Source organism: Monashia sp. NPDC004114 (assembly GCF_053603855.1).
Map to the genome: position 1 here is coordinate 99548 of NZ_JBSGGK010000010.1, position 25036 is coordinate 124583.

At 69.1% G+C, this 25036-nt stretch carries 22 protein-coding genes; 13 read left to right on the top strand and 9 right to left on the bottom strand.

Features of this window, described 5'->3' with window-relative positions; genetic code table 11:
- Positions 1-9 precede the first annotated feature (9 nt).
- Entirely contained in the window at positions 10-1053 is a 1044-nt protein-coding gene (locus ACWEOW_RS14380) for a hypothetical protein (protein ID WP_452269891.1), read from the top strand.
- On the opposite strand, the gene ACWEOW_RS14385 is transcribed toward ACWEOW_RS14380, so the two are convergent.
- The 4 genes from ACWEOW_RS14385 to ACWEOW_RS14400 all read right to left on the bottom strand — a co-directional run bounded on the left by ACWEOW_RS14385 (position 1030) and on the right by ACWEOW_RS14400 (position 5979).
- A complete protein-coding gene (locus ACWEOW_RS14385; protein WP_452269892.1) occupies positions 1030-1977 on the bottom strand; it encodes an NYN domain-containing protein in 948 nt (315 codons plus the stop codon). The two genes, ACWEOW_RS14380 and ACWEOW_RS14385, sit on opposite strands and share 24 nt — an antisense overlap.
- Before the next feature lie 197 nt (positions 1978-2174).
- Positions 2175-4076, bottom strand: coding sequence for a CocE/NonD family hydrolase (locus ACWEOW_RS14390; RefSeq protein WP_452269893.1), 1902 nt, complete (start codon positions 4074-4076; stop codon positions 2175-2177).
- Between the two features lie 221 nt (positions 4077-4297).
- Positions 4298-4993, bottom strand: coding sequence for a GntR family transcriptional regulator (locus ACWEOW_RS14395; RefSeq protein ID WP_452269894.1), 696 nt, complete (start codon positions 4991-4993; stop codon positions 4298-4300).
- A gap of 50 nt (positions 4994-5043) precedes the next feature.
- Entirely contained in the window at positions 5044-5979 is a 936-nt protein-coding gene (locus tag ACWEOW_RS14400; RefSeq protein WP_452269895.1) for a carbamate kinase, read from the bottom strand.
- Between the two features lie 135 nt (positions 5980-6114).
- Here ACWEOW_RS14400 and ACWEOW_RS14405 point away from each other — a divergent pair, with 135 nt between their 5' ends.
- From ACWEOW_RS14405 to ACWEOW_RS14440, 8 genes are all read left to right on the top strand, one after another.
- The gene (locus tag ACWEOW_RS14405; RefSeq protein ID WP_452269896.1) at positions 6115-6720 is read left to right on the top strand and encodes an ankyrin repeat domain-containing protein; all 606 of its coding nucleotides are present in this window, start codon (positions 6115-6117) and stop codon (positions 6718-6720) included.
- Positions 6720-7685: a DUF2877 domain-containing protein gene (locus ACWEOW_RS14410; RefSeq protein ID WP_452269984.1), complete on the top strand. Its 966-nt coding sequence runs from the start codon at positions 6720-6722 to the stop codon at positions 7683-7685. The genes ACWEOW_RS14405 and ACWEOW_RS14410 overlap by 1 nt, the downstream gene beginning before the upstream one ends.
- Positions 7682-9232 carry an acyl-CoA synthetase FdrA gene (gene fdrA, locus ACWEOW_RS14415; RefSeq protein ID WP_452269897.1) on the top strand — a complete coding sequence of 517 codons (1551 nt, stop codon included), beginning with the start codon at positions 7682-7684 and terminating at the stop codon, positions 9230-9232. Before ACWEOW_RS14410 ends, fdrA begins: the two co-directional genes overlap by 4 nt.
- A complete protein-coding gene (locus ACWEOW_RS14420) occupies positions 9229-10677 on the top strand; it encodes an oxamate carbamoyltransferase subunit AllG family protein (RefSeq protein ID WP_452269898.1) in 1449 nt (482 codons plus the stop codon). The genes fdrA and ACWEOW_RS14420 overlap by 4 nt, the downstream gene beginning before the upstream one ends.
- A 67-nt stretch (positions 10678-10744) precedes the next feature.
- Positions 10745-12265, top strand: a complete 1521-nt coding sequence (locus tag ACWEOW_RS14425; protein ID WP_452269899.1) for a cytosine permease — start codon at positions 10745-10747, stop codon at positions 12263-12265.
- Positions 12266-12309: 44 nt separating this feature from the next.
- On the top strand, positions 12310-12813 hold the full coding sequence (locus ACWEOW_RS14430) for a nucleoside deaminase (RefSeq protein ID WP_452269900.1): 504 nt from the start codon (positions 12310-12312) through the stop codon (positions 12811-12813).
- A 172-nt stretch (positions 12814-12985) separates the two neighbouring features.
- Entirely contained in the window at positions 12986-13996 is a 1011-nt protein-coding gene (gene adhP, locus ACWEOW_RS14435; protein ID WP_452269985.1) for an alcohol dehydrogenase AdhP, read from the top strand.
- A gap of 176 nt (positions 13997-14172) precedes the next feature.
- Positions 14173-16833 (top strand): MGH1-like glycoside hydrolase domain-containing protein, encoded by a 2661-nt coding sequence (locus tag ACWEOW_RS14440; RefSeq protein WP_452269901.1) that lies wholly within the window; start codon positions 14173-14175, stop codon positions 16831-16833.
- A 40-nt stretch (positions 16834-16873) separates the two neighbouring features.
- On the opposite strand, the gene map is transcribed toward ACWEOW_RS14440, so the two are convergent.
- Complete coding sequence (gene map, locus ACWEOW_RS14445) at positions 16874-17656, bottom strand: type I methionyl aminopeptidase (protein WP_452269902.1); 783 nt, start codon at positions 17654-17656, stop codon at positions 16874-16876.
- A gap of 243 nt (positions 17657-17899) precedes the next feature.
- Here map and ACWEOW_RS14450 point away from each other — a divergent pair, with 243 nt between their 5' ends.
- Positions 17900-19411, top strand: a complete 1512-nt coding sequence (locus ACWEOW_RS14450) for a hypothetical protein (protein WP_452269903.1) — start codon at positions 17900-17902, stop codon at positions 19409-19411.
- 21 nt (positions 19412-19432) lie between these two features.
- Here ACWEOW_RS14450 and ACWEOW_RS14455 read toward each other — a convergent pair whose 3' ends face one another.
- From ACWEOW_RS14455 to ACWEOW_RS14470, 4 genes are all read right to left on the bottom strand, one after another.
- Positions 19433-19687, bottom strand: coding sequence for a Smr/MutS family protein (locus ACWEOW_RS14455; protein ID WP_452269904.1), 255 nt, complete (start codon positions 19685-19687; stop codon positions 19433-19435).
- A 91-nt stretch (positions 19688-19778) separates the two neighbouring features.
- Positions 19779-21644 (bottom strand): pyruvate kinase, encoded by a 1866-nt coding sequence (locus ACWEOW_RS14460; protein WP_452269905.1) that lies wholly within the window; start codon positions 21642-21644, stop codon positions 19779-19781.
- 45 nt (positions 21645-21689) lie between these two features.
- Positions 21690-21896, bottom strand: coding sequence for a dodecin family protein (locus ACWEOW_RS14465; protein WP_452269906.1), 207 nt, complete (start codon positions 21894-21896; stop codon positions 21690-21692).
- Positions 21897-22000: 104 nt separating this feature from the next.
- Positions 22001-22234 carry a hypothetical protein gene (locus ACWEOW_RS14470; protein WP_452269907.1) on the bottom strand — a complete coding sequence of 78 codons (234 nt, stop codon included), beginning with the start codon at positions 22232-22234 and terminating at the stop codon, positions 22001-22003.
- A 154-nt stretch (positions 22235-22388) separates the two neighbouring features.
- On the opposite strand from ACWEOW_RS14470, the gene ACWEOW_RS14475 reads away from it, so the two are divergent.
- From ACWEOW_RS14475 to ACWEOW_RS14485, 3 genes are all read left to right on the top strand, one after another.
- The gene (locus tag ACWEOW_RS14475) at positions 22389-23090 is read left to right on the top strand and encodes a DUF998 domain-containing protein (RefSeq protein WP_452269908.1); all 702 of its coding nucleotides are present in this window, start codon (positions 22389-22391) and stop codon (positions 23088-23090) included.
- A 75-nt stretch (positions 23091-23165) separates the two neighbouring features.
- The gene (locus ACWEOW_RS14480) at positions 23166-23537 is read left to right on the top strand and encodes a YciI family protein (RefSeq protein WP_452269909.1); all 372 of its coding nucleotides are present in this window, start codon (positions 23166-23168) and stop codon (positions 23535-23537) included.
- A gap of 116 nt (positions 23538-23653) precedes the next feature.
- Positions 23654-24958, top strand: coding sequence for an RNA polymerase sigma factor (locus ACWEOW_RS14485; RefSeq protein WP_452269910.1), 1305 nt, complete (start codon positions 23654-23656; stop codon positions 24956-24958).
- Positions 24959-25036 lie beyond the last annotated feature (78 nt).

Consider the following 25036-nt stretch of genomic DNA (forward strand, 5'->3'; position numbering starts at 1 on the left):
GTCACGAGAGTGACCGCGACATCGTCTCTGCTGCCGATCCTGCCGACCTCGCTGGTCGGCAGCTACGCCCAGCCGGACTGGTTGATCGACCGGGCCAAGCTCGCTGGCCGGTTCCCTCCCCGGGTGCGGGCCACAGAGCTGTGGCGGGTCCAGGCGGAGTACCTCGACCAGGCACAGGACGACGCCACGCTGCTGGCGATCCGCGCCCAGGAGGTGGCGGGACTCGACATCATCACGGACGGCGAGATGCGGCGCGAGTCGTACAGCAACCACTTCGCCACCGCCCTCGAGGGCGTCGACATCGACAACCCGGGGACGGCCCTCGACCGCAGCGGGCATCCCAACCCGGTGCCGCGCATCGCCGGCCCGATCGTGCGGCCGCGCCCCGTCACCGTCCGCGACGTGGTGTTCCTCAAGGCGAACACCGACCACCCGGTCAAGATGACCGTCCCCGGCCCGTTCACGATGTCGCAGCAGGCGCAGAACGACTACTACCCGGATCTGGCATCGGCCGCGCTGGCGTATGCCGCTGCGGTGAACGCCGAGATCAAGGACCTGCATGCCGCCGGCGCCGACCTGGTCCAGATCGACGAGCCGTACATGCAGGCGCGGCCCGAGGCGGCCCGCGAGTACGGGCTCGCCGCGCTCAACGCCGCGCTCGACGGCGTCACCGGCACCACCGCGGTCCACATCTGCTTCGGGTATGCCGCCATCATCCACGAGCGGCCCGAGGGGTACTCGTTCCTGCCGGAGCTGGCCGGCTGCTCGGCCGACCAGATCTCGATCGAGACCGCACAGTCGGGTCTCGATCTCGGCGTCCTCGCGGACCTCGCCGACAAGACCATCATCCTGGGTGTCATCGACCTGTCCGATCCCGCGGTCGAGTCCGCTGAGCTGGTCGCCGACCGGGTGCGCCGTGCCTTCTCCTACACCTCACCTGACCGGATCACCATCGCCACCGACTGCGGCATGAAGTACCTCGCGCGCGCTAGTGCGGAGGGAAAGATGCGTGCCATGGCCGCAGCGGCATCAATCCTGCGCGCCGAGCTCTGACGCCGGCCGCGCCGCCTTGCGCGCCGTCTTCTTGGCGGCCGTCTTCGCCGTCGTGGTCTTGGCCGTCGTGGTCTTGGGTGCCGCGCTCTGTGCGGTGGCGCTCTGTGCGGTGGCGCCCTGTGCGGTGGCGCTCTGTCCCGTCGCGCTCTTGGTGGTCCGCTTCACTGGCTTCCTGCTCGACGCATCCTCGGCGTGTCGACGACCCTTGAGGCGCACCAACAGCTGCCCGTGGCCACTGGATCCGGTGACGGTCTTGGTCTCGAGGTATGCCTGCGCCTTGATGAGATCGCTGAGCTTGCCGAAACCGTAGGTGCGTGAGTCGAACGACGGGTCCGTGCGGTTGAGGTGGTTGCCGAGATCGCTCAGCCGGGCCCAGTCGTCGTCGTCGGCGTCCACCTTGTTGAGGGCCTTGGTCACGACACTGCGGATCGGGGGCGTCTGCTCCTCTTTCGCCGGCTCTGTGGTCGGCTCGCCGGCGCCGCTGTCGCCGGCCAGAACCTCGAGGAACACGAACCTCTCGCACGCCTCGACGAAGGCTTTCGGTGTCTTGCGTTGACCGACGCCGATGACGCGCTTGCCCGACTCGCGAAGGCGGGTCGCCAGGGGCGTGAAGTCGCTGTCGCTGGAGACGATGGCGAAGCCGTCGACGTTGCCGGAGTACAGCAGATCCATGGCGTCGATGATGAGTGCCGAGTCGGTGGCGTTCTTGCCGTAGGTGTAGGCGAACTGCTGCTGGGGTGAGATGGCGTTCCCGAGGAGTACCTCGCGCCAGTTGTTCAGGTGCGGGTTCGTCCAGTCGCCGTAGGCGCGCTTGACGGTGATGGTGCCGTAGCCGGCGAGCTCCTCGAACATCTCCTTGAGCAGACGTGATGGCGTGTTGTCGGCGTCGATGAGCACGGCGAGGCGGGTGCTGTCATCGGTCATGGGCGAGAAGCCTCCTCGATCGGGTTGTGCCCCAGTCTGGTCCACGCAGCTCAGGTTGTGCCGTGCGACACCACGCCGCCGCAGGCGAAGAGCCCAGTCCGAGGAAGGGCCCCCACGTGCGGCGCGCTGCCGCACGTGGGGGCCACTGGATGACGTGGGCCCAGGCGGCTACAGCTCAGCCGGCCCCGGCCGCACTCTCACCTGCTCGGCCAGACGTTCTCGCTGAGGTTGGCGATCGTGCCCGGAGCGAGGTCCTCCGTGTCCTTCGCGGTCAGGTGTCCGGGGGCGAAGCCGCTCATCGGGCCCGAGACCGGCAGGTTCAGCTTCGTCGAGCTGAGGTCGACGGTGTACGTTCCCGCGCTCGAGTCGACCGCCAGCACACCGTTGCTCGCGCCGCTCACAACGATCCCGAGCTGGTGCCCGGCCGGGACCACGACGTCGTTGGCGGCGAGCGAGACCGTCACCTGGTGGTCACCGGCACCGTCGAGACGGGCCCAGCCGCGGGCCAGCACCTGCAGGTCAGTGCTCTGGATGCGGCGGGAGACGTCTTTGTAGCACGCGTCGTCCTGTGCGGTCGCTGCGCCCCAGCACGTCTCCGTGGCGAGGGTCGCGGCACCGTCACCGCTCGCGCTGACGCGGTCCATCGTGCCGTAGTCGACGAGCATGACCGACACCTGGCCCACGGGCGCCGTGTGGTTGACCGCGAGGTCGACCGTCGGGGTGCCGGAGATGCGGACGTCGTGCATGGTCGTGCCGGTGAGGAACAGCAGCCGGTTGGCGTTGTCGCCGAGCTTGACCGCGTTCGCCTCGCTGAGGCGCGAGTTGTTGACGTAGCTCGCCGTGCCCCGGTCCGGCGCGCCGAGCGCCATGCTGCCGTCAGGACGCGGGTTCAGCGCCATGGTGCGAGCATCCTGGATCGGCCAGGTCTTGGACTGCTGCCACTGGTTGGGCGCCGTCTCCACACTCACGGCCGGTTCACGGTCGATGCCGTTGTCGATACCCATGAGCTCGTGGTCGAACCACCTGTTCAGCGTGGTCACCCACTCCTGGCGGTTGCTGTCGAACGGGTCGACATGTCCGAGCCGGGTCAGCCACATCTTGCGCGCGACCCCTTGCGTGCGGAGGGCCTCCCACCACGTCGAGGCGTTCATCGTCTTGACGTTGTTGTCCTGCAGGCCGTGCACGATGAAGACGCTGGCCTTGACCTTGGACACGTCGTAGAAGGTGCCCTGCCGGTAGTCGCGCTCGGCCCAGAAGTCGGTGTATGCGCCGGTCGCGTCGGCGTCGTTGGCGTCCATGTAGCTCAGGCGGGCCGAACAGTCGGTCGGGATGGTGCGGCCAGCCGCGATGGTCCGGGACAGGCTGCTGGCGTAGTGCCGGCTCTTCACCGCACCCTGCCAGCGGTTGTAGTCGTACCAGGAGCTGATCGCGCTGATCGGCACGATGGTCTTCAGCCCGTCGACGCCGGTGGCGGCGACCCCGTTGGCCAGGGTCCCGTCGTACGACTTGCCGATCATGCCGGTCTTGCCGTTGCTCCACGTCGCGTTGACGGCCTTGTTGTTGATGTCGTGAGCGGTGCCCTTGCCGTTCAACCACTCGATGACCGCCTTGACCGACTCGATGTCAGAGCGGCCGCCCTCGTCCGTGCAGCCCGTGGACCGGGACGTGCCGGCCATGTCGACGGCGACGAAGGCGTAACCACGCGGGACGAAGTAGTTGTCGTAGTAGAGGGGGAACTTGGTCGGGTTGCCGTTGGCGTCGTACTCCTTGAGCTCCGACTCGTTACCGCGGCCGAGGCTGAGGTAGTACGGGCTGGCATCCATGATGATCGGCACGCGCGCGGTGCCGTCCAGCTCACGGGGGCGCATGATGTCGGTGGCGATCCGTTCCGGGTTGCCGTCTCCGTCGAGGTCAGGGGCATCGACCCAGACGGTCTCGCGGATGGCGTCCGCGTAGGTGTAGACCGGTGACGTCATCCCGTCGACGAGCGTGACCGGTGGGCTGTCCGCCACGGCGGCGTGGGCCACTCCCACGGTGCCGAAGGCGAGCGGCGCGGCCAACGCGGCAGAGCCGACGATGGCCAGGATCCTGGCTTTCATGTGAGTCCTTCCTGCCCTGGGAACGATGTCCCAATTGGGGGGTTTAGGGCCCTCACAAGCTACCGACGGACGCTGGTGTCTGAGGGCCTTGTCATCGAGGTCCGTCAAACGTGTCCAGCTGGGTTGTCCCGTCGGACGGCGAGCGCGCCGAGATGCGCCACGGGAGTATTCCGGCTGGCGCGGTTCGCCCGCCCGCGGCGGCCCAGCCGGCGACGTAGAGGTCAGGACGACTTCTCGACGCCCTGCGGGTAGAGCAGGTCGAGGCACAGCTGCCGGCTCGTCCGGACGTGCGCGAGCGAAGCGCGCGCCGCCGTGTCGACGTCACCGCTCGCGATCGCCTGGTACAGGTCGAGGTGCTCCCGGTGGAGCAACCTCGGGTCGTCGTTCTGCCGCAACAGCCAGTGAATCCTGCCCTCGAGAGGCTCGAGCATCGAGGCCAGCAGCGCATTGCCGGCGATCGTGGTGATCATGTCGTGAAAGGCCTGGTTGCAGCGGCCGAGGGACGAGGTGTCCTTCGCCCGGATTGCCAGATTCGCTTCGCGCAGAAGCGTTTTGAGGCCGCGAAGCTGATCCGGCGTGGCCCGCTGGGTCGCGAGCCTCACCGACAGCACCTCGAGCGCCTCGCGGACGTCGAAGAGCTCGTCGACGTCCTCTCGGGCCAGCCGCGTCACGACGACACCACGACGGGGCACGTCGGTGACGAACCCCTCTCCCTTGAGCAGGTTGAGGGCGTCGCGAACCGGCACTCGCGAGACACCGAGCTCCTCGGCGAGGGTCCGCTCCACGAGCCGGGTGCCGGGCGTGAGCTCCCCGCTGACGATCCTCTCCCGGATGGCGTCCGCGACCTGTTCACGAAGCGACCGGTGGCTCGACCCGATCGTCGGCAGGCTCACCTCGGGGCTTGCTTGCTGCGGCATCACCCTCACATTATCGAGCCCACCGTTGCAGTGGTTCCGCCACACGCCGGTCAGCCGGGCACCACACGGGTGCCTGCGGCGTCGCAGAGGGCGTCAGGAATCCAGTCCAGCGAGGTGATCACAGCCAGCTCGCCGCCACCCTCGACGAAGCGGCAGGCCGCATCGACCTTGGGTCCCATCGACCCCGCAGGGAAGTGGCCGTCGGCAGCAAGCGCGCGAAGCTCGGAGGCCGTGACGCGCGCGACCGGACGGGCGTCGGCGGTGCCGTAGCCCACGATCGCGTGCTCCACCGCGGTCGCCAGGACGAGGGCGTCGGCCTGGGTCGCGGCGGCCAGTGCGACGGCGCTGAGGTCCTTGTCGATGACGGCCTCGACGCCCATGAGGCGGCCATCCTCGCGGCGGACGACGGGGACTCCGCCGCCCCCGTTGGCGACGACGGTGAAGCCGTCGTCCAAGGCGGCGCAGATCGCCGGAGCGTCGATGACCTCGACCGGCTCAGGGCTGGGGACGACCCGGCGCCACCCGTCGTCACCGAAGTCTCGCCAGTCCTGACCGTGCTCGACCATCACGTGGGCCTCTGCCGGCGGGAGGAACCGACCGACCGGCTTGGTCGGCTCGGTGAACGCAGGGTCATCGGCTTCGACGAGGGTGCGGCTCACCAGAGCGGTGGACCGGCGCTCGATGCCGGCGGCCGCGAAGGCAGCGTCCAGCTCGTCGAGGAACAGGAAGCCGATCGACCCCTGGGTCATGGCACCGCACCAGTCGAGGGGGACCGGTGCCAGCACTGAGGCGGCCATCTCCTGCTTCACGAGGATGTTGCCGACCTGTGGACCGTTGCCGTGGGTCAGGACGACGTCATGACCCGACCGGACCAGCCGTGCGACGTGCTCAGCGACGGTCCGTACGGCAGCGACCTGATGGTCGGGGTGGGTGGACCCGTCGGGGCCGGTCATCGCATTGCCGCCAAGGGCCAGAAGTACTCGCATGCCGCGAGTGTAGCGTTGGCATATGGCATCCGGTATACCAAACTGCTACTGTTGCATTGACAACCTCGGCAGGGCTTCCAGCCCTCCCAAGACTCCAGGCGTGTCGAGATCGCTGAACCACCAAGGAGACTGACGATGACGGACCCCATCGACCCCAGCACCTACCTCAAGGGTGCTGAGGCGGGCGACCTCCAGCTCGTCGTGGCTGAGCTGAGGGCCGGTGCCCCGATCGATGCGACGAACCGGCAGCTACAGAGCGCGATCCTGCTCGCCGCCAAGGGCCGCCACTTCGACGTCGTCCGTCACCTCATCACTGCCGGCGCCGACATCGACCAGCAGGACGAGACGTGCTTCAACCCGTTCATCCACGGCTGCATCCACAACGACCTCGAGCTCGTCCGGATCATGGTGGACGCCGGCACGGACCTGACCCGCCTCACCCGCTTCGGCGGCAACGGCCTGACGCCGGCCGCCGAGAAGGGCCACGTGGAGATCGTGCGTGAGCTGCTCACGACAACCGACATCAACGTCAACCTGACCAACTTCGTCGGCTGGACCGCACTCATCGAGGCGATCATCCTGCGTGACGGCGGGTCCGTGCAGCAGGAGATCGTCCGGCTCCTGCTGGAGCATGGCGCCAACCCGCACCTGACCGACAAGTGGGGCGTCGCGCCGATCGAGCTGGCCCGCGAGAAGGGCTACGCCGAGATCGTCGACATCCTCGTCCAGTACGGGGCGTGATGGCAGCCCCGATGGCGGCGGCACCGACGGCACCGACAGCCCCGATGGCGACGGCGCCGACGGCACCGACCGGATCGACCGCGTTGAGGGCACTGACGGCGGACGCTGCGCTGCTGGGCCTCATCCGTAGTGGGCGGTTCGCCGGCACGGTGCACAGCACGTTCGCCTCCGTCGTGAACCTCCGCACGACCAAGGGCGACCTGTTCTCTGTGGCTGCCCGCCACGTCGACAACGCGCCGAACACCGTCGTCGTGGATGTGACCTCGCTGTCGCACCTGCGCGCCCCGCGAGGCGCAACCGTCGTCTCGCACGGCTCGGGGCTCGCCTGCCCAGCACGGTTCACCATCGACGTCGCGAACGCATCTCCTTGGACGCCAACGGTCCCCGATCTGTGCAGAACGGCGCGCTCCGACGGGCTCGCGCAGCTGGCGGCCGAGCTGGGAAGGGTCATCGACCGCGACGGCCGGCCGGGCGGCATACGACCGCGTGACGGGCAGGGCACGATCGACGCACGGGTGTCGCGAGCCCTCCAGGTCGGGACCAACGGGCTGGTCCGCGCCCTCGCGCAGGGCGACCGTGCAGCGGCCACCCTGTGGGGCGGGCGGGTCATCGGACTCGGCCCGGGCCTGACGCCGTCGGGTGACGACTTCGTCACGGGCCTGGCCGCCATGGTCGCGGCACCGGGCACACGCATCCACGCGCTGGGCCCGTGGCTTCGCCGGCTCGTGTGGACGCACCGGACCCGCACGAATGTCATCAGCTGGACCGCGATGCACGAGGCCGCCCGGGGCCGCGTCCGCGAGTCCCTCATCGCCGTCCTTGACGCCGTCGCCGCGGGCGACGCAGGGGCCCTCCACTCCGCGGCGCGAAGGGTGATCACCATCGGCAACACGTCAGGGACCGACATCGTGACCGGAATGCAGGCTGCCCTGCACCTAGAGAGAGAACTGCGAGGCGCGGCATGACCACCAGGGTCGTCGTCAAGAAGAACACCTACTTCGACTCAGTCTCACTGATGTCGATCTCCACCAAGGCCAACCAGATCGAGGGCGTCGTCCAGGCGTTCGTGGCCATGGGCACCAGCATGAACAAGGAGGTGCTGCGCAGCCTCGACCTGCTCACGGCCGACCTCGAGGCGGCCGGCACCGGCGACCTCATGATCGTCGTCGAGACCGACGAGACGACCACTCCGGACGAGGCCATCGCGTCGATCGAGGGCCTGTTCACGCGTCGGACGGAGTCGCCTGGCGAGCACCGCGTCACGTACCGGACCATCGGCACAGCCGTCGCCGGCACGCCCGGCGCGAACCTTGCGGTCATCGCCGTCAACGGCGCGTATGCCGTCCGCGAGGCGCGCCAGGCACTCGAGCAGGGCCTGCACGTCATGATGTTCAGCGACAACGTGGCGGTCGAGGACGAGGTGTCGCTCAAGCGCCGGGCCCATGAGCGGGGCCTGCTCATGATGGGCCCGGACTGCGGCACCGCGATCATCAACAACGTCGCCCTGTGCTTCGGCAACGCCGTGCGCCGGGGCAACATCGGCATCGTCGGCGCCTCGGGCACCGGCAGCCAGGAGGTCAGCGTCCGGATCCACGACTTCGGCGGGGGCATCTCCCAGCTGATCGGCACGGGCGGCCGCGATCTCTCGGAGGAGGTCGGCGGCATCATGATGATCGACGGCATCCGGGCTCTGGCCGCCGACCCCGAGACGGACGTCATCGTCCTCGTGTCGAAGCCGCCCGCCCCGGCCGTGGAACGGAAGGTTCTCGCCGAGATCGACCACGCCGGCAAGCCCGTCGTCGTGTGCTTCTTCGGTGGCTCCCAGGAGGCGGTCGAGGCCGCCGGTGGCCACTTCGCCTCTGGCACCAAGCCGGCCGCGCTCGAAGCGGTCCTCCGGACTGGCGTCAAGGAGGAGGACCTCGACCTCCATGCCCTCAACGTGCCCCTCGTCGAGGAGGTCCGCGCCAAGCTCGCGCCCGAGCAGAAGTACATCCGCGGCCTCTTCTGCGGCGGCACCATCTGCGACGAGGCGATGTATGCCGCCCTCGGAAGGTACGAGGACGTGTGGTCGAACATCCAGAAGGACCCGAGGCTGCGCCTCGGCGCGGGTGACCCCAGCCGAGGCCACACCTTCCTCGACTTCGGCGACGACGAGTTCACCAACGGCCGGCCCCACCCGATGATCGACCCGTCCCTGCGCATCGCGCGCCTCGTCGAGGAGGCCAAGGACCCCGAGGTCGGCGTCATCGCGATGGACTTCATCCTCGGCTTCGGCGCTCATGAGGACCCCGTCGGAGTGACCCTGCCGGCGATCCGCGAGGCGAAGGCGATCGCCGCGTCGCAGGGCCGTCACCTCGAGATCCTCGGCTACGTCCTCGGAACGGATCTCGACACACCGTCGCTCGCAGCGCGGACCGCCGCCCTCGAGGAGGCCGGCGTGACCATCGCCAGCAGCAGCACCAACACAGGCCTGCTCGCTCGGGAGTTCGTCTGGAAGGGAGAGAGCCGATGAGCGCAGTCGCAGACCTGTTCGGTGCGGACCTCAGTGTCGTCAACGTCGGACTGGAGATGTTTGCCGACGACATCGCGGCCCAGGGCGCCGGTGTCACGCACCTCGAGTGGGCCCCACCCGGAGGTGGCAAGCCGGAGGTGCTGCGCGCCCTCGAGGTGCTCGAGCGGCCCGAGATCGCCGCGAGGATCGAGGCCGCCAACCGGGAGGCTCTGGAGCGGATCACGTCCTCGCAGCCGATGCTCGTCGGCTTCGGCCAGGCCATCGACGTCGTGCCCGGCATGACCAGGACGACGATCCTGCACGCCGGCCCGCCCATCGCCTTCGAGAACATGTCTGGCCCGATGCGAGGGGCCGTGGCGGGTGCGCTCGTGTTCGAAGGGCTCGCCACGGACATCGAGGACGCCTACGTGGTCGCCGCGTCGGGGGACATCACCTTCGCCCCGTGCCATGAGCACGGCTGCGTCGGCTCGATGGCCGGCGTGACCTCAGCGTCCATGTACATGCACGTGGTCGAGAACGCCACCTACGGCAACCGCTCGTACACGAACCTGTCCGAGCAGCTGGCGAAGGTCCTGCGCATGGGGGCCAACGACCAGACGGTCATGGATCGGCTCGCCTGGATGCGAGACGTCCTCGGTCCGATCCTCGAGGAGGCCATGCAGATCGGCGGCCCGATCGACCTGCGGCTCATGCTTGCCCAGGCACTGCACATGGGCGACGAGTGCCACAACCGCAACGTCGCAGGGACGACCCTGCTCATCCAGGCGCTCGCGCCCCGGATCCTGCAGACCCACTTCACCGAGGCGCAGAAGGTCGAGGTCTTCGACTTCGTCGCGTCCTCGGACTACTTCTCCGGCCCGACGTGGATGGCCATGGCCAAGGCAGCCCTCGATGCCGCACACGGCATCGAGTACTCCACCGTCCTGACGACGATGGCCCGCAACGGCGTCGAGCACGGCCTGCGCGTCTCCGGGATCGAGGGCGACACGTGGTTCACCGGACCGGCCCAGCCGGTCATCGGCCCGATGTTCGCCGGGTACAAGCCCGAGGACTCCGGCCTCGACATCGGGGACAGCGCCATCACCGAGACCTACGGGATCGGCGGCTTCGCGATGTCCGCGGCGCCGGCGATCGTCGCCCTCGTCGGCGGCACGGTCGACGAGGCGGTCGACGTCACGCGGCAGATGAGGGAGATCACCACCGGGGAGAACCCGAACGTGACGATCCCGCTCCTTGGCTTCATGGGAGTCCCGACCGGCATCGACGTCCGCAAGGTCGAGCTGAGCGGCATCCTGCCGACCATCAACACCGCGATCGCCCACCGGGAAGCCGGCATCGGGATGATCGGCGCCGGCATCACCCACCCGCCGATGGAGGCCTTCGACCAGGCCATCGTCGCTCTCGCCGAGAGGCTCGAGTCCCTCGCCGCCGCGGACCACTCCTGACCAGGCACCACCACGCATCACCCAGCTCGGCGGGCAGCGACGCCCGCCGCCGTCGAAGGAAGCATCGATGAACTCTGTGAGCACCACGGCCACGCGGGCCGAGGTTGACACTGGCGTCGTCAGGATCGACGACGCCAAGCTCGCGCGGTACGCGAGAAGCGGCTATGCCGCCGACGTTCTTCCGCTCCAGCCGGAGCAACGGACGTGGAGCACGTTCAGCTTCGTCACCCTCTGGATGGGGCCCATCCACAACATCATGAGCTACATGACCGTGGCCGGGTTCTTCATCCTCGGGCTGAACGTGCCGCAGGTCGTTCTCGCCGTCATGCTCGCCGCCACCATCGTGTCGGTCGGATATGTCCTCAACGGCAGGTCGGCCGCGAAGTACGGCCTGCCGTTCGCGATGCTGCTGCGCGACTCGTTCGGGGTCAGAGGCTCGGTCATCCCGGCATTGGCCCGGGGCATCGTCGCCGGTGTCGTGTTCTTCGGCACGACGACGTTCGTCGGCGCGCAGGCGCTCAACGTCATGTTCAGCAGGATCTGGCCGGGCTACCTGCAGCTCGGCGGCGACTTCTCGCTCCTGGGCCTGAACCTGCCGACGATCATCTCCTACGTGCTGCTCTGGACCATCACCGTGCTGCTGTTCGTCAGCGGCTCCAGTGCGCTCGGACAGTTCGGCAAGTGGTCCGCTCTTGTCGTCTACGCGATCATCATCATCGCCGCGATCTGGGCGTTCGACATCGCCGGCGGCGTGGGGCCCATCCTCGACTATGCGCCGGACAAGCCGATGGCGAGCCCGCTCGTCTTCGTCGCCTGCGTCAGTGCGCTCGTGTCCAACTGGGCCGGCCCCATCGTCAACATCTCGGACATGACGCGCAACGCCAAGTCGGTGGAGGCGCCGTCGATCGGCCTGCCGTTCGGGATGATCGTCTCGTACGTCCTGTTCTCGGTCGTCACGGTCGCCATCATCGCCGGCACGAAGATCGCCTTCGGCGAGGAGATCTTCAACATCGTCTATGCCTTCGACAAGATGGACCACAACCTGGGCGGCAACGTCGCGGTCGTCCTCATCATCCTCGCCCTCAACACGGGAGCGACCGCGTTCGTGGTGTTCGCCAACCTGCTGCCGTCGGGCCTGCAGATGACCGCGATGTTCCCCAAGGTGTTCAACGTCAAGACGGCAGGCGTCCTCACTGCCGTCGTCGGGACGCTGATCCTGCCGTGGAAGCTCGTGGAGAGCCAGCAGATGCTCTTCCTCTTCTATGGCTTCATCGGCTCGATGTTCGGGCCGATCGCGGGCATCATGCTGGCCGGCTACTACCTCGAGCGCCGCGACCGGCTCGACCTCGACCGGGTCTACGTCCCCGAAGGAGACGCCGGCGAGCACCCGAACGGGTACAACCGGCTGGCGCTCACGGTGCTCGCCGTCAGCTTCGTCGTCACGATGCTCGGCGCATTCGTCACGAGCATCCCCTTCCTGGTGGAGCTGAACAACTTCGCGTTCTTCGTCGGTGTCTTCATCGGCTTCGTCGGCTATGCGATCGGCCTCAAGAGGAGGTCCGCGCGCTCGATACGTGACGCCGTCTGATCCCGAAAACCGTTGACAGCACAACCGATCCAAGGAGGATCGAGATGCACCCCGATGCAGACAGGTTCTACTCCGACGCTGCGAAGACGACCATCGACTGGATGAAGGAGAAGCTCGGCGGGCCGTTCGGTGCAGCGCTGGTGCGCGGTGACGACGTCATCGTCACCGTCGGCAACAGGCAGATCGGCGACATGGACCCGACCCAGCATGCCGAGATCGTCGCCATCCGGGAGGCGTGCAGGGTCCTCGGCACCCGCGACCTGTCGGACTGCGTCATCTACGCGACCTGCGAGCCCTGCCCGATGTGTGTCGGTGCCATCATCTGGGCCGGCATCAAGACGTGCTACTTCGCCGCAACCCGTGACGACGCCGACCAGCACGGTTTCGGTGACGGCCACCTCCGTGACTACCTCGCGGGCCGGGACGACAGTGTCGTGAACCTCGTCCACACGGGCAACCGAGAGGACTGCGACGCCCTGTTCCCGATGTTCTGGGAGCTCAACGCGGAGCTCGTCGACGGACGGGACAGCGAGCCGGTCATCGCCTGACCCGGCCGCCCAGCCCAGCGGCATACGGACCCCCGCGACCGTATGCCGCTGGGTGTCGTCCGGCGCGCCCGTGACTTCCGCGGGCGCGCAGTGCAACGAGCTTGCAACGTTCTCGTGCCTAACGTCGCATCGAACCCGGTGACAACGACGTCTAGGAGATCTCATGACCACGATGCAAGCGGCAGTAGTCCACACCTTCGGCAGCGACCTCAGGATCGAGGAGGTCCCGCTGCCCACCCCGGGGCCCGGACAGGCTCTGGTGAAGCTGGTCACCAGTGGCGTCTGTCACACGGATCTGCATGCTGCACAAGGCGACTGGCCGGTCAAGCCCAGCCCGCCCTTCATTCCCGGCCACGAAGGCGTCGGCGAGGTCGTCGCGCTCGGTGACCGGGTCAGCAACCTTCACCTGGGGCAGCTCGTGGGCAACGCGTGGCTGTTCTCGGCCTGCGGCGACTGCCAGTACTGCAACACGGGCTGGGAGACCCTCTGCGAGCAGCAGCGGAATGGCGGCTACTCGGTCGACGGGTCGTTCGGGCAGTACATGCTCGTCGACGCCAAGTACGCCGCGATCATCCCCGAAGGGGCCGACCCGGTCGAGGTGGCACCGGTCCTGTGCGCGGGTGTCACCGTCTACAAGGGCCTGAAGATGACCGAGGCCAGGCCGGGGGAGTGGGTTGTCATCTCGGGGATCGGCGGTCTCGGTCACGTCGCCGTGCAGTACGCGAAGGCCATGGGCCTTCGGGTCGCTGCGGTCGACATCGCCGACGACAAGCTCGCGCTGGCGCAGAAGCACGGCGCTGAGCTCACGGTGAACGCCCTCAACGCCGACCCGGCCGAGGTGGTGCAGAAGGTGACCGGCGGAGCCCACGGCGTGCTCGTGACCGCGGTCCACCCGTCGGCGTTCGGGCAGGCGATGCACATGTCACGCCGGGGCGGCACCATCGTCTTCATCGGTCTGCCCCCGGGCGACTTCCCCGCGTCGATCTTCGACATCGTGCTCAAGGGCCTCACCGTCAGGGGCTCCATCGTGGGCACCCGTCAGGACCTGGCCGAGGCGCTCGACTTCTATGCCCGTGGCCACATCCACGCCACCGTCACCACTCGGCGTCTCGACGAGATCAACGAGGTGTTCGACGAGATGCAGCACGGCAAGATCGACGGGCGCGTCGTCATCCAGTACTGACGATCCCACCGGCACCCAGCGGCATACTCCCCCGGGCCTCGGTGTCACCCCGCCCGGATGACGGGGAGCGGCGCAGGCACCGGTTAGCGTCGAGGTCAGGGCCGGCCTGCACCTCGCCTGAGGCGCGGGCTCCCTCGCCCAGCCGAGCTCACCGCCGCCCGAGAAAGCAAGGTCTCATGCCGGGAACCGAACGCCTGCGAGTGGACTCCTTCGGCCATCCTGAAGACGGTCTCCACGACGCCACCCCCTGGTACCACTGGGGTCCTTACCTGTCCGAGCGAGCCTGGGGCACCGTGCGCGAGGACTACAGCGCCGACGGGAACGCCTGGGGCTACTTCCCGCACGACCACGCCCGGTCCCGCGCCTACCGGTGGGGCGAGGACGGCATGGCCGGGGTCAGCGACGTCGGGCAGAACCTGTGCATGGCCCTGGCTCTGTGGAACGGTCGCGACCCGATCCTCAAGGAGAGGATGTTCGGGCTGACCGGCCCCGAGGGCAACCACGGCGAGGACGTCAAGGAGTACTGGTGGTATCTCGACGCCCTGCCGAGCCATGCCTGGCTGCAGTGGCGGTACCACTATCCGCAGGCCGAGTACCCGTATGCCGCTCTGCTGGCTGAGAACGGCAGACGCGACCACTCGCAGCCGGAGTTCGAGCTCATGGACACCGGCATCTTCGACGACGACCGCTACTGGGTCGTGGACGTCGTGCACGCCAAGGCGGACCCGCATGACCTGCTGATGCAGGTCCGGGTCACCAACGCGGGGCCCGAGACCGCGACGCTGCACGTCCTGCCTCAGCTGTGGTTCCGGAACACCTGGTCGTGGGACGTCGACGCGGCACCGCCGTCGCTGCGGTCCACCGATCCCGCCCGGGTCGCGGTGGAGCACCCGGTGTTCGGCGACCTGGTGTGGGAGGTGGACCACGACCCGCTGGGCGGTCTGCCCGACCTGCTGTTCTGCGACAACGACACCAACACCCGGCGGCTGTACGGCTCGGCCGACTCGCCGGCCTTTCCGAAGGACGGCATCGGCGACCACGTCGTGGCCGGCGCGGCGACGGTGAACCCGGACCGGAGCGGGAGCAAGGGCGCGGCCTGGTACCGGCTGACGGTCGGCCCGGGCGAGACCCAGGTCGTGCGCGTCCGGCTGCGCGCGCCCTCTTCGTCGCCGGCGTTCGGCGCGCCCTTCGACGCCGTCCTGGCCCAGCGGCAGGCGGAGGCAGACGAGTTCTATGCCGAGGTGATCCCCGCGGACGCAGACGAGGACTCGCGCCGCGTGGCGCGACAGGCGTTCGCCGGGATGATCTGGGGCAAGCAGTTCTACCGCTACGACGTGAAGCGCTGGCTGGACGGGGACCCGACGCAGCCACCGCCTCCGCAGGAGCGGCGCCACGGCCGGAACGCCGGCTGGCTCAACCTCGACGCCCGCGACATCCTGTCCATGCCCGACTGCTGGGAGTACCCGTGGTTCGCGGCCTGGGACATGGCGTTCCACTGCGTCGCGCTGGCCCATCTCGACCCGGCCTTCGCCAAGTACCAGCTGCTCGTGCTGTGCCGCGAATGGTTCCAGAACCCCAACGGAGCCATGCCGGCATACGAATGGGCGTTCGGTGACACCAACCCTCCCGTGCACGCGTGGGCCGCACTGCATGTCTGGGACATCGACGGACGGCGCGACTCCGACTTCCTGGCCCGGCTGATGCCGAAGCTGCTCATGAACTTCACCTGGTGGGTCAACCGCATGGACCCGGAGGGCGACCACCTCTTCGCGGGCGGCTTCCTCGGCCTGGACAACATCAGTGCGATCGACCGGTCCAGCCTGCCTGAGGGCGGACGCCTCGAGCAGGCCGACGGCACGAGCTGGATGGCGTTCTACGCCCTGACCATGCTCGAGATCGCCGTGATCCTCGCCGAGAAGGACGACGCGTGGACCGACATCGAGGTGAAGTTCATCGAGCACTTCGTGCTCATCGTGGACGCCATGCACTCCCAGGGGCTCTGGGACGAGCAGGACGCCTTCTTCTACGACATCTTCCGGACTCCCGACGGGCAGGCGACCCCGATCAAGGTCCGCTCGATCGTCGGGGTGCTGCCCCTGATGGCCATGGTCGTCGTCGATCCCGACCTCCGCTCGCGCCTGCTCACGCTGCAGAAGCGGTTCGCCGGGTTCCTCGAGTTCGCAGCCCTGGACGAGCAGCCCACGGCGGCGGCACGGGTGATCCAGCTGCCCGGCAGCGACGACTTCGCGGTCGGCGTCATTCCTCCCGGCGCCGTCCGCCGCGTCCTTGCGCGAGTGTTCGACGAGGACGAGTTCCTGTCGCCGCACGGGCTGCGGGCCCTGTCCCGGTACCACCTGGACCACCCGGTATGGCTCGAGCTGGCCGGCGCCGAAGTATCCGTCGACTACGAGCCCGCCGAGTCCCGTTCCGGGATGTTCGGCGGCAACTCCAACTGGCGAGGCCCTGTGTGGATGCCGGTCAACTACCTCCTCGTGCGCAACCTGCAGCGCTACGCCCGGTCGGTGGGAGCGGGGCTCGACGTCGAGTACCCGACGGGCAGCGGCCGGAGAGCCGGGCTGGCCGACTGCGCAGACGATCTCCGTCAGCGGTTGGTGTCGCTGTTCCTCAGGGACGCAGACGGCCGCCGGCCCTGCCACGGCCAGGTGGACAAGCTGCAGAACGACCCACGGTGGAGGGACAACGTCACCTTCAACGAGTACTTCCACGGGGACGACGGTGCGGGCCTCGGAGCCAGCCACCAGACCGGCTGGACTGGCCTCGTCGCCGATCTGATCTGCCGACCAGATCCCTTCGTGCGCAACTCCGATTTGATGTGATCCCGCGTCCTATAGCGCGCGCGAACACATCGACCCGGCGTCAGGCGTGCGCCTGCGCCGGTGCGGTGAGGATCTCGGCTCCGTCGTCGGTGATGGCGATCGTGTGCTCGCTGTGGGCGGTCCGGCAGCCCGTCGCGCTGCGGAGCGTCCATCCGTCCTCGTCGGTGACGAGCTCGGCGGTGTCCGCCATGACCCAGGGCTCTAGCGCCAGCAGCAGGCCCGGGCGCAGCCGGTAGCCACGCCCGGGTCGTCCGGTGTTCGACACGTGCGGCTCCTGATGCATCGTCGACCCGACGCCATGACCCCCGAACTCGGTGTTGATCGGATACCCCGCGTCGTGGAGGGTCGAGCCGATGGCGTGGGAGATGTCGCCGATTCGAGCCCCCGGACCGGCGGCGGCGATCCCGGCGTGGAGCGCGCGTTCGGTTGCGCTGATCAGTGCGAGGCTCTCGCGGGGCCGCGAGTCGCCCACGACGAAGCTGACGGCAGAGTCCGCGACAACGCCACCCTTGGAGATGGCGAGGTCTAGCGACAGCAGATCGCCGTCGGCGAGCCGATAGTCGTGTGGCAGTCCGTGCAGCACGGCGTCGTTGACCGACGTGCAGATGTAGTGGCCGAAGGGGCCGCGGCCGAAGGAGGGCGCGTAGTCGACGTAACAGGACACCGCTCCGGCCTCGACGATCATGCTCCTGGTCCACTGGTCGATGTCCAGGAGGTTCGTGCCGACGCTGCTGCGGCTCTTGAGCGTCTGCAGGATGCCGGCGACCAGGGCGCCGGTCTCCCTCGCTCGGGTCAGCTCGGTGGGGTTGAGGATCTCGATCATCGGCGCCTCGCTCGGGGTCTGGGGATTCGATCCTGCACCCAGGCTCCATGCAGCCGGCGGAAAGGCTCGCCGCAGACTGCTCCCGGACTTCCGTCGGCATCCGGGAGGTGGCTGCGAGGTGCCTGCCGGTTCGCCGGGGTCGGCGTTCTGGAGACGTTCGGGTATCTAGGGTCGAAGGAGTCACGGGGTCGACGCCGTGGCACCCCGACCTCCCCGCATGATCGACCGAGCGCCTCAACCACGATGACGACCCAGACTCTCGCTCCCCCTACCGCCAGGCGATCGCGCCTGCTGCCGCCGACGTCGGAACGCCGCGCGTTGGCCCCGGCCGTCATAGCCGTCGCGTTCCTCCTGACGGAGGCCGTCGTCCAGGCGGTCACCCCGTTCATCCGCAACGACGACTGGCCGTTCCTGGTCCCGGCGCACACGCTGGGGGTGATGTCACCGGGCTACTACGACCAGAGCGAGGGACGCTGGCTCAACCCGGCATGGTGGGACCTCGTCGGCCAGCACGGCAATGCCACGACGGCGTCCCTCACGTACGCCGTCGGCTATGCCGCACTCGTCGCCGGCCTGTGGCGGGTGCTTCACCGCTCCGGGATCCGTCCCGCGCCCGCCATCGATGTCCTCCTCGGCATCGCGTTGTTCGCCTCGTGCGTGTGGGTGCAGCTGCTCTACTGGCCCGGCGCGCTGACGCCGTCGGTCCTCGTCGCCGCTGCGGCCATCTGGCTGCTGCCCTGGGCAGCGCGCTCCGGTCGGCGGCTGGGAGTCTGGCTCGTGGTCGGCGAGGTCGCGGCCGTGCTGAGCTACCCGCCGGTGGGGGTGCTCCTGCTCGTCTTCGCCGTCGTGGTGCTCCGCGAGGCCCGATGGCGCACAGTGCTCTCGGTCGTCGCGACGTGGGTGGCTGCCTTCGCGGTCGGCGTCGGCGTCGCCTACACGCTCAACTGGATCGTCAACGGGCAATTCGGTCTTGAGCTCGCCTCCTGGCGCCAGCCTAACCCGCTGCACTCGGTTCACTCCCTGGAGGTCAACGTCCAGCGCTGGCTCACCGCGGCCGGGTCCCTGTGGGCCGCCCAGTGGTGGGTCGCGCTCGCGGGGGTCGTCGGGATCGGCCTTGGTTGCCTCGACGCCGACGTGCGTCCCCGCTTGTGGCGCCTCCTCGTCGCGTTCGGCGTCGCCTGCGGTCTCGACGTCGCGCAGACGCTCACGACAGGCGTCGTCACGGACGCGCGGGGACAGCTGTGGACGTGGCTGGTCGCCGTGCTGCCGGTCACTCTGGTGCTCGGGCAGCGGCGGCGTCTGATGCAGAGTCCCCTGGCGCGACTACGTGCCGGTCTCCGCATCCGACGCGCTCAGCCGGTCGATGCCGTCGCGGCCGTGACGCTCGCGGCGCTGGCCGTCGGCGGGGTCCTGACGTGGCGTGCCGACATCGGCGAGCACCAGCTCGTCCGAAGCCAGTACGCCGCGATCGCAGCAGCGGCCACCGCACACGCCCCCGGGACCGTGCCGCCGACGGTGGTCGTCTACCAGGACCCGGCCGAACGGCATACCCGCTCCGGAAAGATCATGGCCAGCACCATGTTCATGGCGGTGCGCCAGGACCAGGGCGGCGTGCCGGCCCACTGGTGCACTGGTCGCGAGTGCCTCGAGCAGGCCGCCCAGATCGGGTCGGGTTCGGTGATCCAGCTCGGACAGATCGGTCGGCACTCCGATGTCGTCGGTGTCGTCGTGCCGACGCCACCGAGCTGGCTCTGACGGCTGGGTCCGAGGCGCCGGCTACTTCCATCGGAAGTGGACGAACACCCGGCCGAAGTTGTCGGAGTCCTTCTCCACGCGGTGATAGAGCGGCTTGATGTCCTTGCGGTCGAGGAAGCGAAGCACCCGCTTCTTCAGCTGACCAGATCCCTTGCCCGGGATGATCTCGACGAGCGGCGCCTTCTTGGCCACCGCTTCGTCGATGACGGCGTGGAGTGCGCGCTCGATCTCGTCGCCGCGGTTGTAGATGTCGTGCAGGTCGAGCTTCAGCTTCACCCGACCATGATCTGCGCGAGCCCGACGGACCGCCAGTCCGCACAGGACACGGGTATGCCGGCCGGTCGGCCTGGACGGTACAGCCGCGTGGTCAGTCGGTCCGGTCGGCCGGCGATGTCATGAAGGCGTCGTCCCAGGAGCGCAGGTGCCGCATGAGGGTCCGCTTCTTGTCGTGGTGGCCGCTCATCCGCTGCAGGATGTCGTCGAGCAGCTCGACGGCATGCGTGATGTACGGCCCCTTGTTGAGCATCACGCACTCCGCTCGCCCAGACATCGCAGCGTCGGTGACCTCGGCCCGCGAGGGGCGTCCGGTGCGGGCCAGCGTGTCGAGCACCTGGGTCGCCCAGATCACCGGAACGTGGGCCGCCTCGCACAGCCAGAGGATCTCCTCCTGCACCTCCGCCAGGCGTTCGTAGCCGGCCTCGACGGCAAGGTCGCCGCGGGCGATCATGACGCCGACGTCCCTGCTCACGAGGGCCTCGGCCAGGATCGAAGGGAGGTTGGCGAAGCCGGACACCGTCTCGATCTTGAGGATGATGCCGAGGCCGTCGGCGCCGAGGGCGTGCAGCTCCTGCTGCAGCATGCGGACGTCACCGGGCTCGCGCACGAACGAGAGGCTGACGATGTCCGCGTGCGCGGCGACGAACGCCAGGTTGGCGCGGTCCTCGCCGGTCAAGGCGGGGACGTCGAGGTGCGTGTCCGGTAGGTTGATGCCCTTCCCCGCGCCGAGGCGCGCGCCCCCAGGGCCCGCCTCGGTCACCCGGACGGACACGACGTCGGCGCCGGCCTTCTCGACGGTCCCGCCGATCTTGCCGTCGTCGAACCAGACGCGGTCGCCTGCGGCCACGTCCTCGAAGACCTGTGGCAAGGTGCACCCGATGCGCAGCGGACGCGAATCCGCTTGCGCCGGAGTCAGATCGGGGACGAGCTCGATGACGTCGTCGGGCCGCACGAAGAGCTTCTGCTCGCGGTCGGGGAGGATGTCGACGGAGGTCACTATCGCGTCGCGGGCCCGAAGCTCGAGCCCGGGGACGAGATAGCAGGTCCGCTCGGCCGTCGCCATCGCTCCATCGCTACGAACCGTGACGATGGAGAGCGTCCGGCGGCGTCCGCGGGCGTCCACGAGCCCGACCCGGTCGCCCACCGCCAGCATCTGGAGCCAGCCGGGGTCCGTGACGGGCAGGCGTGCGGCGCCATCAGGCGCAGGTCCGTCCGCGGTCGTGACCCAGACACGTGCCGGCTCGACGACGCGTCCAAAGGGGTCCCGGGTCGGCCTGACCTTGAGCACCGGCGGCCCGGCCTCGATCGGGCCGGTGCGCAGCTTCGGACCGGCGAGGTCCATGACCACCTTGATCGGACGGCGAACCCGCCGCTCGGCGTGCCGCACCTTGCCGACCATCGACGCCCACTGCTCGGGGCCGTCATGAGCGCAGTTGATGCGGAGCAGCTCGGCGCCTCGGTCGACGAGCGCGTCGATGAGGGTGGGCGACTCGGCTGCCTCGCTCGGCAGCGTCACCATGATCCGCGTCGCCCGGCCCGGGGTCGGTGGGCCCAGCAGGTCGATGCTCGCCCTGGCCAGCTCGAGCCGGTCGAGACCGACGAGCGCGGCGCCTCGGGTCGCCTCGTCCGAACCCGGCGAAACGGCATACCCCTGGGGTTGTGGCGACATCGCCCAGAGCGCCGCCTCCACGGCGCGCACGGTGCCGAGGACGTCGGGTTCGAGGCGGCCGAGCGAGGAGAGCCCGAGGCGCGACAAGGCGTCCTGGAGCTCGCGGATGTCGCGCCGGCGCACCTCGAGGTAGCGCGCGAGGTTCTCCGCACCAGCGCGGTGGTTCGGGTGGATCGACCCGCCGGCAGGCACGCCCAGTCGGGCTGCCTCGACGGCCAGGCGCAGCTGCACGACCGCATCGAGCGTCGACGACAGGGCGTCGTCCGGCGCGTCGTCCGGCGTGGTCACCCTTGCACGATAGACCGCGCTTCGCGCGGCCCGTCACGGGGGAAGCTAGTCGCTGTCGTACTTGAAGGACACCTGCAGCTTGGTCCGGTAGACGAAGGAGCCATCGGACTCGATGGTCAGGTCCTGCGCGACGACTTCGGCGACCCTGAGGTCGCGAAGCGTCTGCTGGGCCTGTCGGACCGCCACCGCGGCGGCGTCCTCCCACGAACTGGTGCTGGTGCCGATGAGCTCGGTCACTCGGTAGACGCTCATGTTCCTCCTCGGCCGAAGGGAATGCCCGTCTGCCATGGTCGTCCTGGTTCCGCGGACCCGCAACCTGCGCGGCGGCCCGGCTGGAGACTGACGCGCGTGTGGCCCTACGGCAGCTCGGGTTCGTCGTTGGCGGCGGACTCGATCCAGTCGACCGCCTCGTCGGAGAGCTGGGACTGGCCGTCGGCCGAGTCGCCCGCCCACCACGCCGGGTCCGTCGCGCCGGACGTCACTGCCAGGATCTGGCGCGCGACATCGTCGGTCAGCGGCTCACCGTTGTGCGCCATCAGCCACGCGCGGGTCGGGTCGGAGAGCTTCGGCCACCACTCCGAGATGTCCATGACGGCACGGTACCCAGGCGTGGGCGGCGGTCTCCAGCTCCGGCTGCTGCTGACTCAGCTTTTCTCGCAAGTGATGTAGATCGGGCGTGCTGTCGATCGTGGAGGGGGTGACAGCAGCGGCATGAGGCCGCCGCCACACCGCAAGGAGACCGCCATGAGCATCACCCGCCCCGCCGGCACCCCGTCGTCGGCGCACACCTCGTGCGACGACGGCTGGACCCCGACCCACGTCACCCGTTCACTTCTCGGCTGGGGTGCCGTCGCGGGCCCGTTCTACGTCGTGACCTCGGTCGTGCAAGGCCTGACCCGCGACGGCTTCGACTTCACCCGGCACCAGTGGAGCCTCCTCGAGAACGGCGACCTCGGCTGGCTCCAGGTGGCGAACTTCGTCCTCACCGGATTCATGATCGTCGCATTCGCCGTCGGACTCCGTCGTGCCCTCGCGAGCGGCCCAGGTGCCCGCTGGGCGCCCAGGCTCGTCGCGACGTTCGGCGCCTGCCTCGTGGCGGCCGGCATCTTCCGCGCCGACCCTGCCCTCGGCTTCCCCGCGGGCACCCCGGACGGCGTCGGCACCGTGACGACCCACGGCATACTGCACTTCGCGGCAGCGGGCGTCGGGTTCAGTGCCATCGCGGCCGCGTGCTTCGTCATCGCCCGGCGGCTCACGTCAGACGGCGAGCGCGGTCTTGCGGTCTTCTCCCGAGCCACGGGCGTCGTCTTCCTCGGCGGGTTCCTCTGCGTCGCCTCCGGCGCGGGTAGCGTCGCCGCCAACCTGCTCTTCACCGCGGCCGTCGTGCTCGTCTTCGCCTGGCTCGCCGTCATCGCGGTCCACGAGTACCGGTCGCTCGCCGACTGACCACCCTGACCGACCACACTGACCGACCAAACCGACTGACCACACTGAAATCGACTCTAGGACAAGGAGACTCCGATGCGTTACCTGATCATCCTCAAGGGCACCCGGCCGGCCGCCCCGCCTCCCGAAGGGCTCATGGCCGCGATCGTGGACCTCGGCGCGGAGGCAACGGCCTCGGGCGCGCTGCTCGACACCGCCGGACTGTCGCCCAGCACGGCGGGGGCGCGGGTCACCGTCGCCGGCGGGGAGCTGTCCGTCATGGACGGCCCCTTCACCGAGGCGAAGGAGTACATCTCCTACGCGGTCTACGAGGTGCGGTCCAAGGAGGAGGCCGTCGAGTGGACCTCCCGCTTCATGAAGCTCCACGTCGACCTCTGGCCCGGCTGGGAGGGTGAGTCCGAGGTCCTCAAGGTCATGGGCCCGGAGGACTTCGCGCCACCGCAGTGACGACCCGGGCGTCCCGCCTGCCCAGTCGCAACACACCGAGCAGTCGCAAGGTATGCCGGTAATAACCGTCAGACTTCGCGACTGCTCGGTGTGTTGCGGGTCGTAGGGTCGTCGGGGTGGAGGGTGACCAGGTGGGCGAGGCCGCCTCGCGTCGGGCCATCGAGGCGATCTGGCGGATCGAGTCCGGGCGACTCGTCGCGGCGCTCGCCCGGATCACCGGTGACGTCGGCACGGCCGAGGACCTGGCTCAGGACGCCCTCCTCGTCGCGCTGGAGCAGTGGCCGGTGGCCGGGATCCCGCCCAACCCTGGTGGGTGGCTCATGACGACCGCGAAGCGACGGGCCATCGACGCCCACCGACGGGTGGAAACGTTCGAGCGCAAGGTCGCTGTGCTCGGCCGCGACGTCCTCGACGACGAGCCGGGCGTGGACAGCGACGACCTGGTCGACCGGCTCGACGACCACGTCGGGGACGACCTGCTCCGGCTCGTCTTCACCGCATGCCACCCGGTGCTCTCGCTCGAGTCCCGCGTCGCGCTGACCCTACGCTGCCTGGGCGGCCTCACGACCGAGGAGATCGCACGGGCGTTCCTCGTGCCGGAGAAGACGATGGCGCAGCGCATCGTTCGGGCCAAGAACACCTTGCGCGACAAGGGAGTTCGCTTCGAGCTTCCCTCCCCGGATGACCTTTCTGAGCGCCTCGCATCGGTGCTCCAGACGATCTACCTCATCTTCAACGAGGGATACTCCGCCACCACCGGCGAGGACTGGACCCGGCCGATGCTCTGCCAGGACGCCATGCGCCTGGGCCGCCTCCTCGTGACGCTGGTCCCGACCGAGCCCGAGGTGCACAGCCTCCTGGCCCTCATGGAGATCCAGGCCTCGCGCCTGCCCGCCAGAGTCGGGCCGGACGGGTCGGCGGTGCTCCTGCCGGACCAGGACCGACGCCTCTGGGACCGGCTGCTCATCCGCCGGGGGCTCTCCGCCCTCGCGACGGCCGAGTCGCTCGACGGGCCGGTCGGTCCGTACCGGCTCCAGGCAGGCATCGCCGCCTGCCATGCCCGGGCTCAGAGACCTGAGGACACCGACTGGGCTCGCATCGCAGACCTCTACGAGGTGCTCCTCAGTGTCTGGCCGTCACCCGTCGTCGAGCTCAACCGGGCCGTCGCCGTCGGCTTCGCGCACGGACCCGAGCGCGGGCTCGAGGTCGTCGAACGGGCCGCGGCGTCAGGCACGCTCGACGCCTACCCCCAGCTGCACGCAGTCCGAGGGGACCTGCTCGACCGCGCCGGACGGCATACGGAAGCGGCGGATGCGTTCGAGCGGGCGGCCGGGCTGACCCGCAACGCAACCGAGCGGTCGCTGTTCACCCGCCGCGCAGAGAAGGCACGGGATGCGGAAACGGCGAGACCCCAGACCTGACGGGCTGGCGGCGCTGTGACGTGCGCCCACGCGACGGGATGTGAACGGGCCAGACTCAGCCGGAGGCGGGCCGGTGGG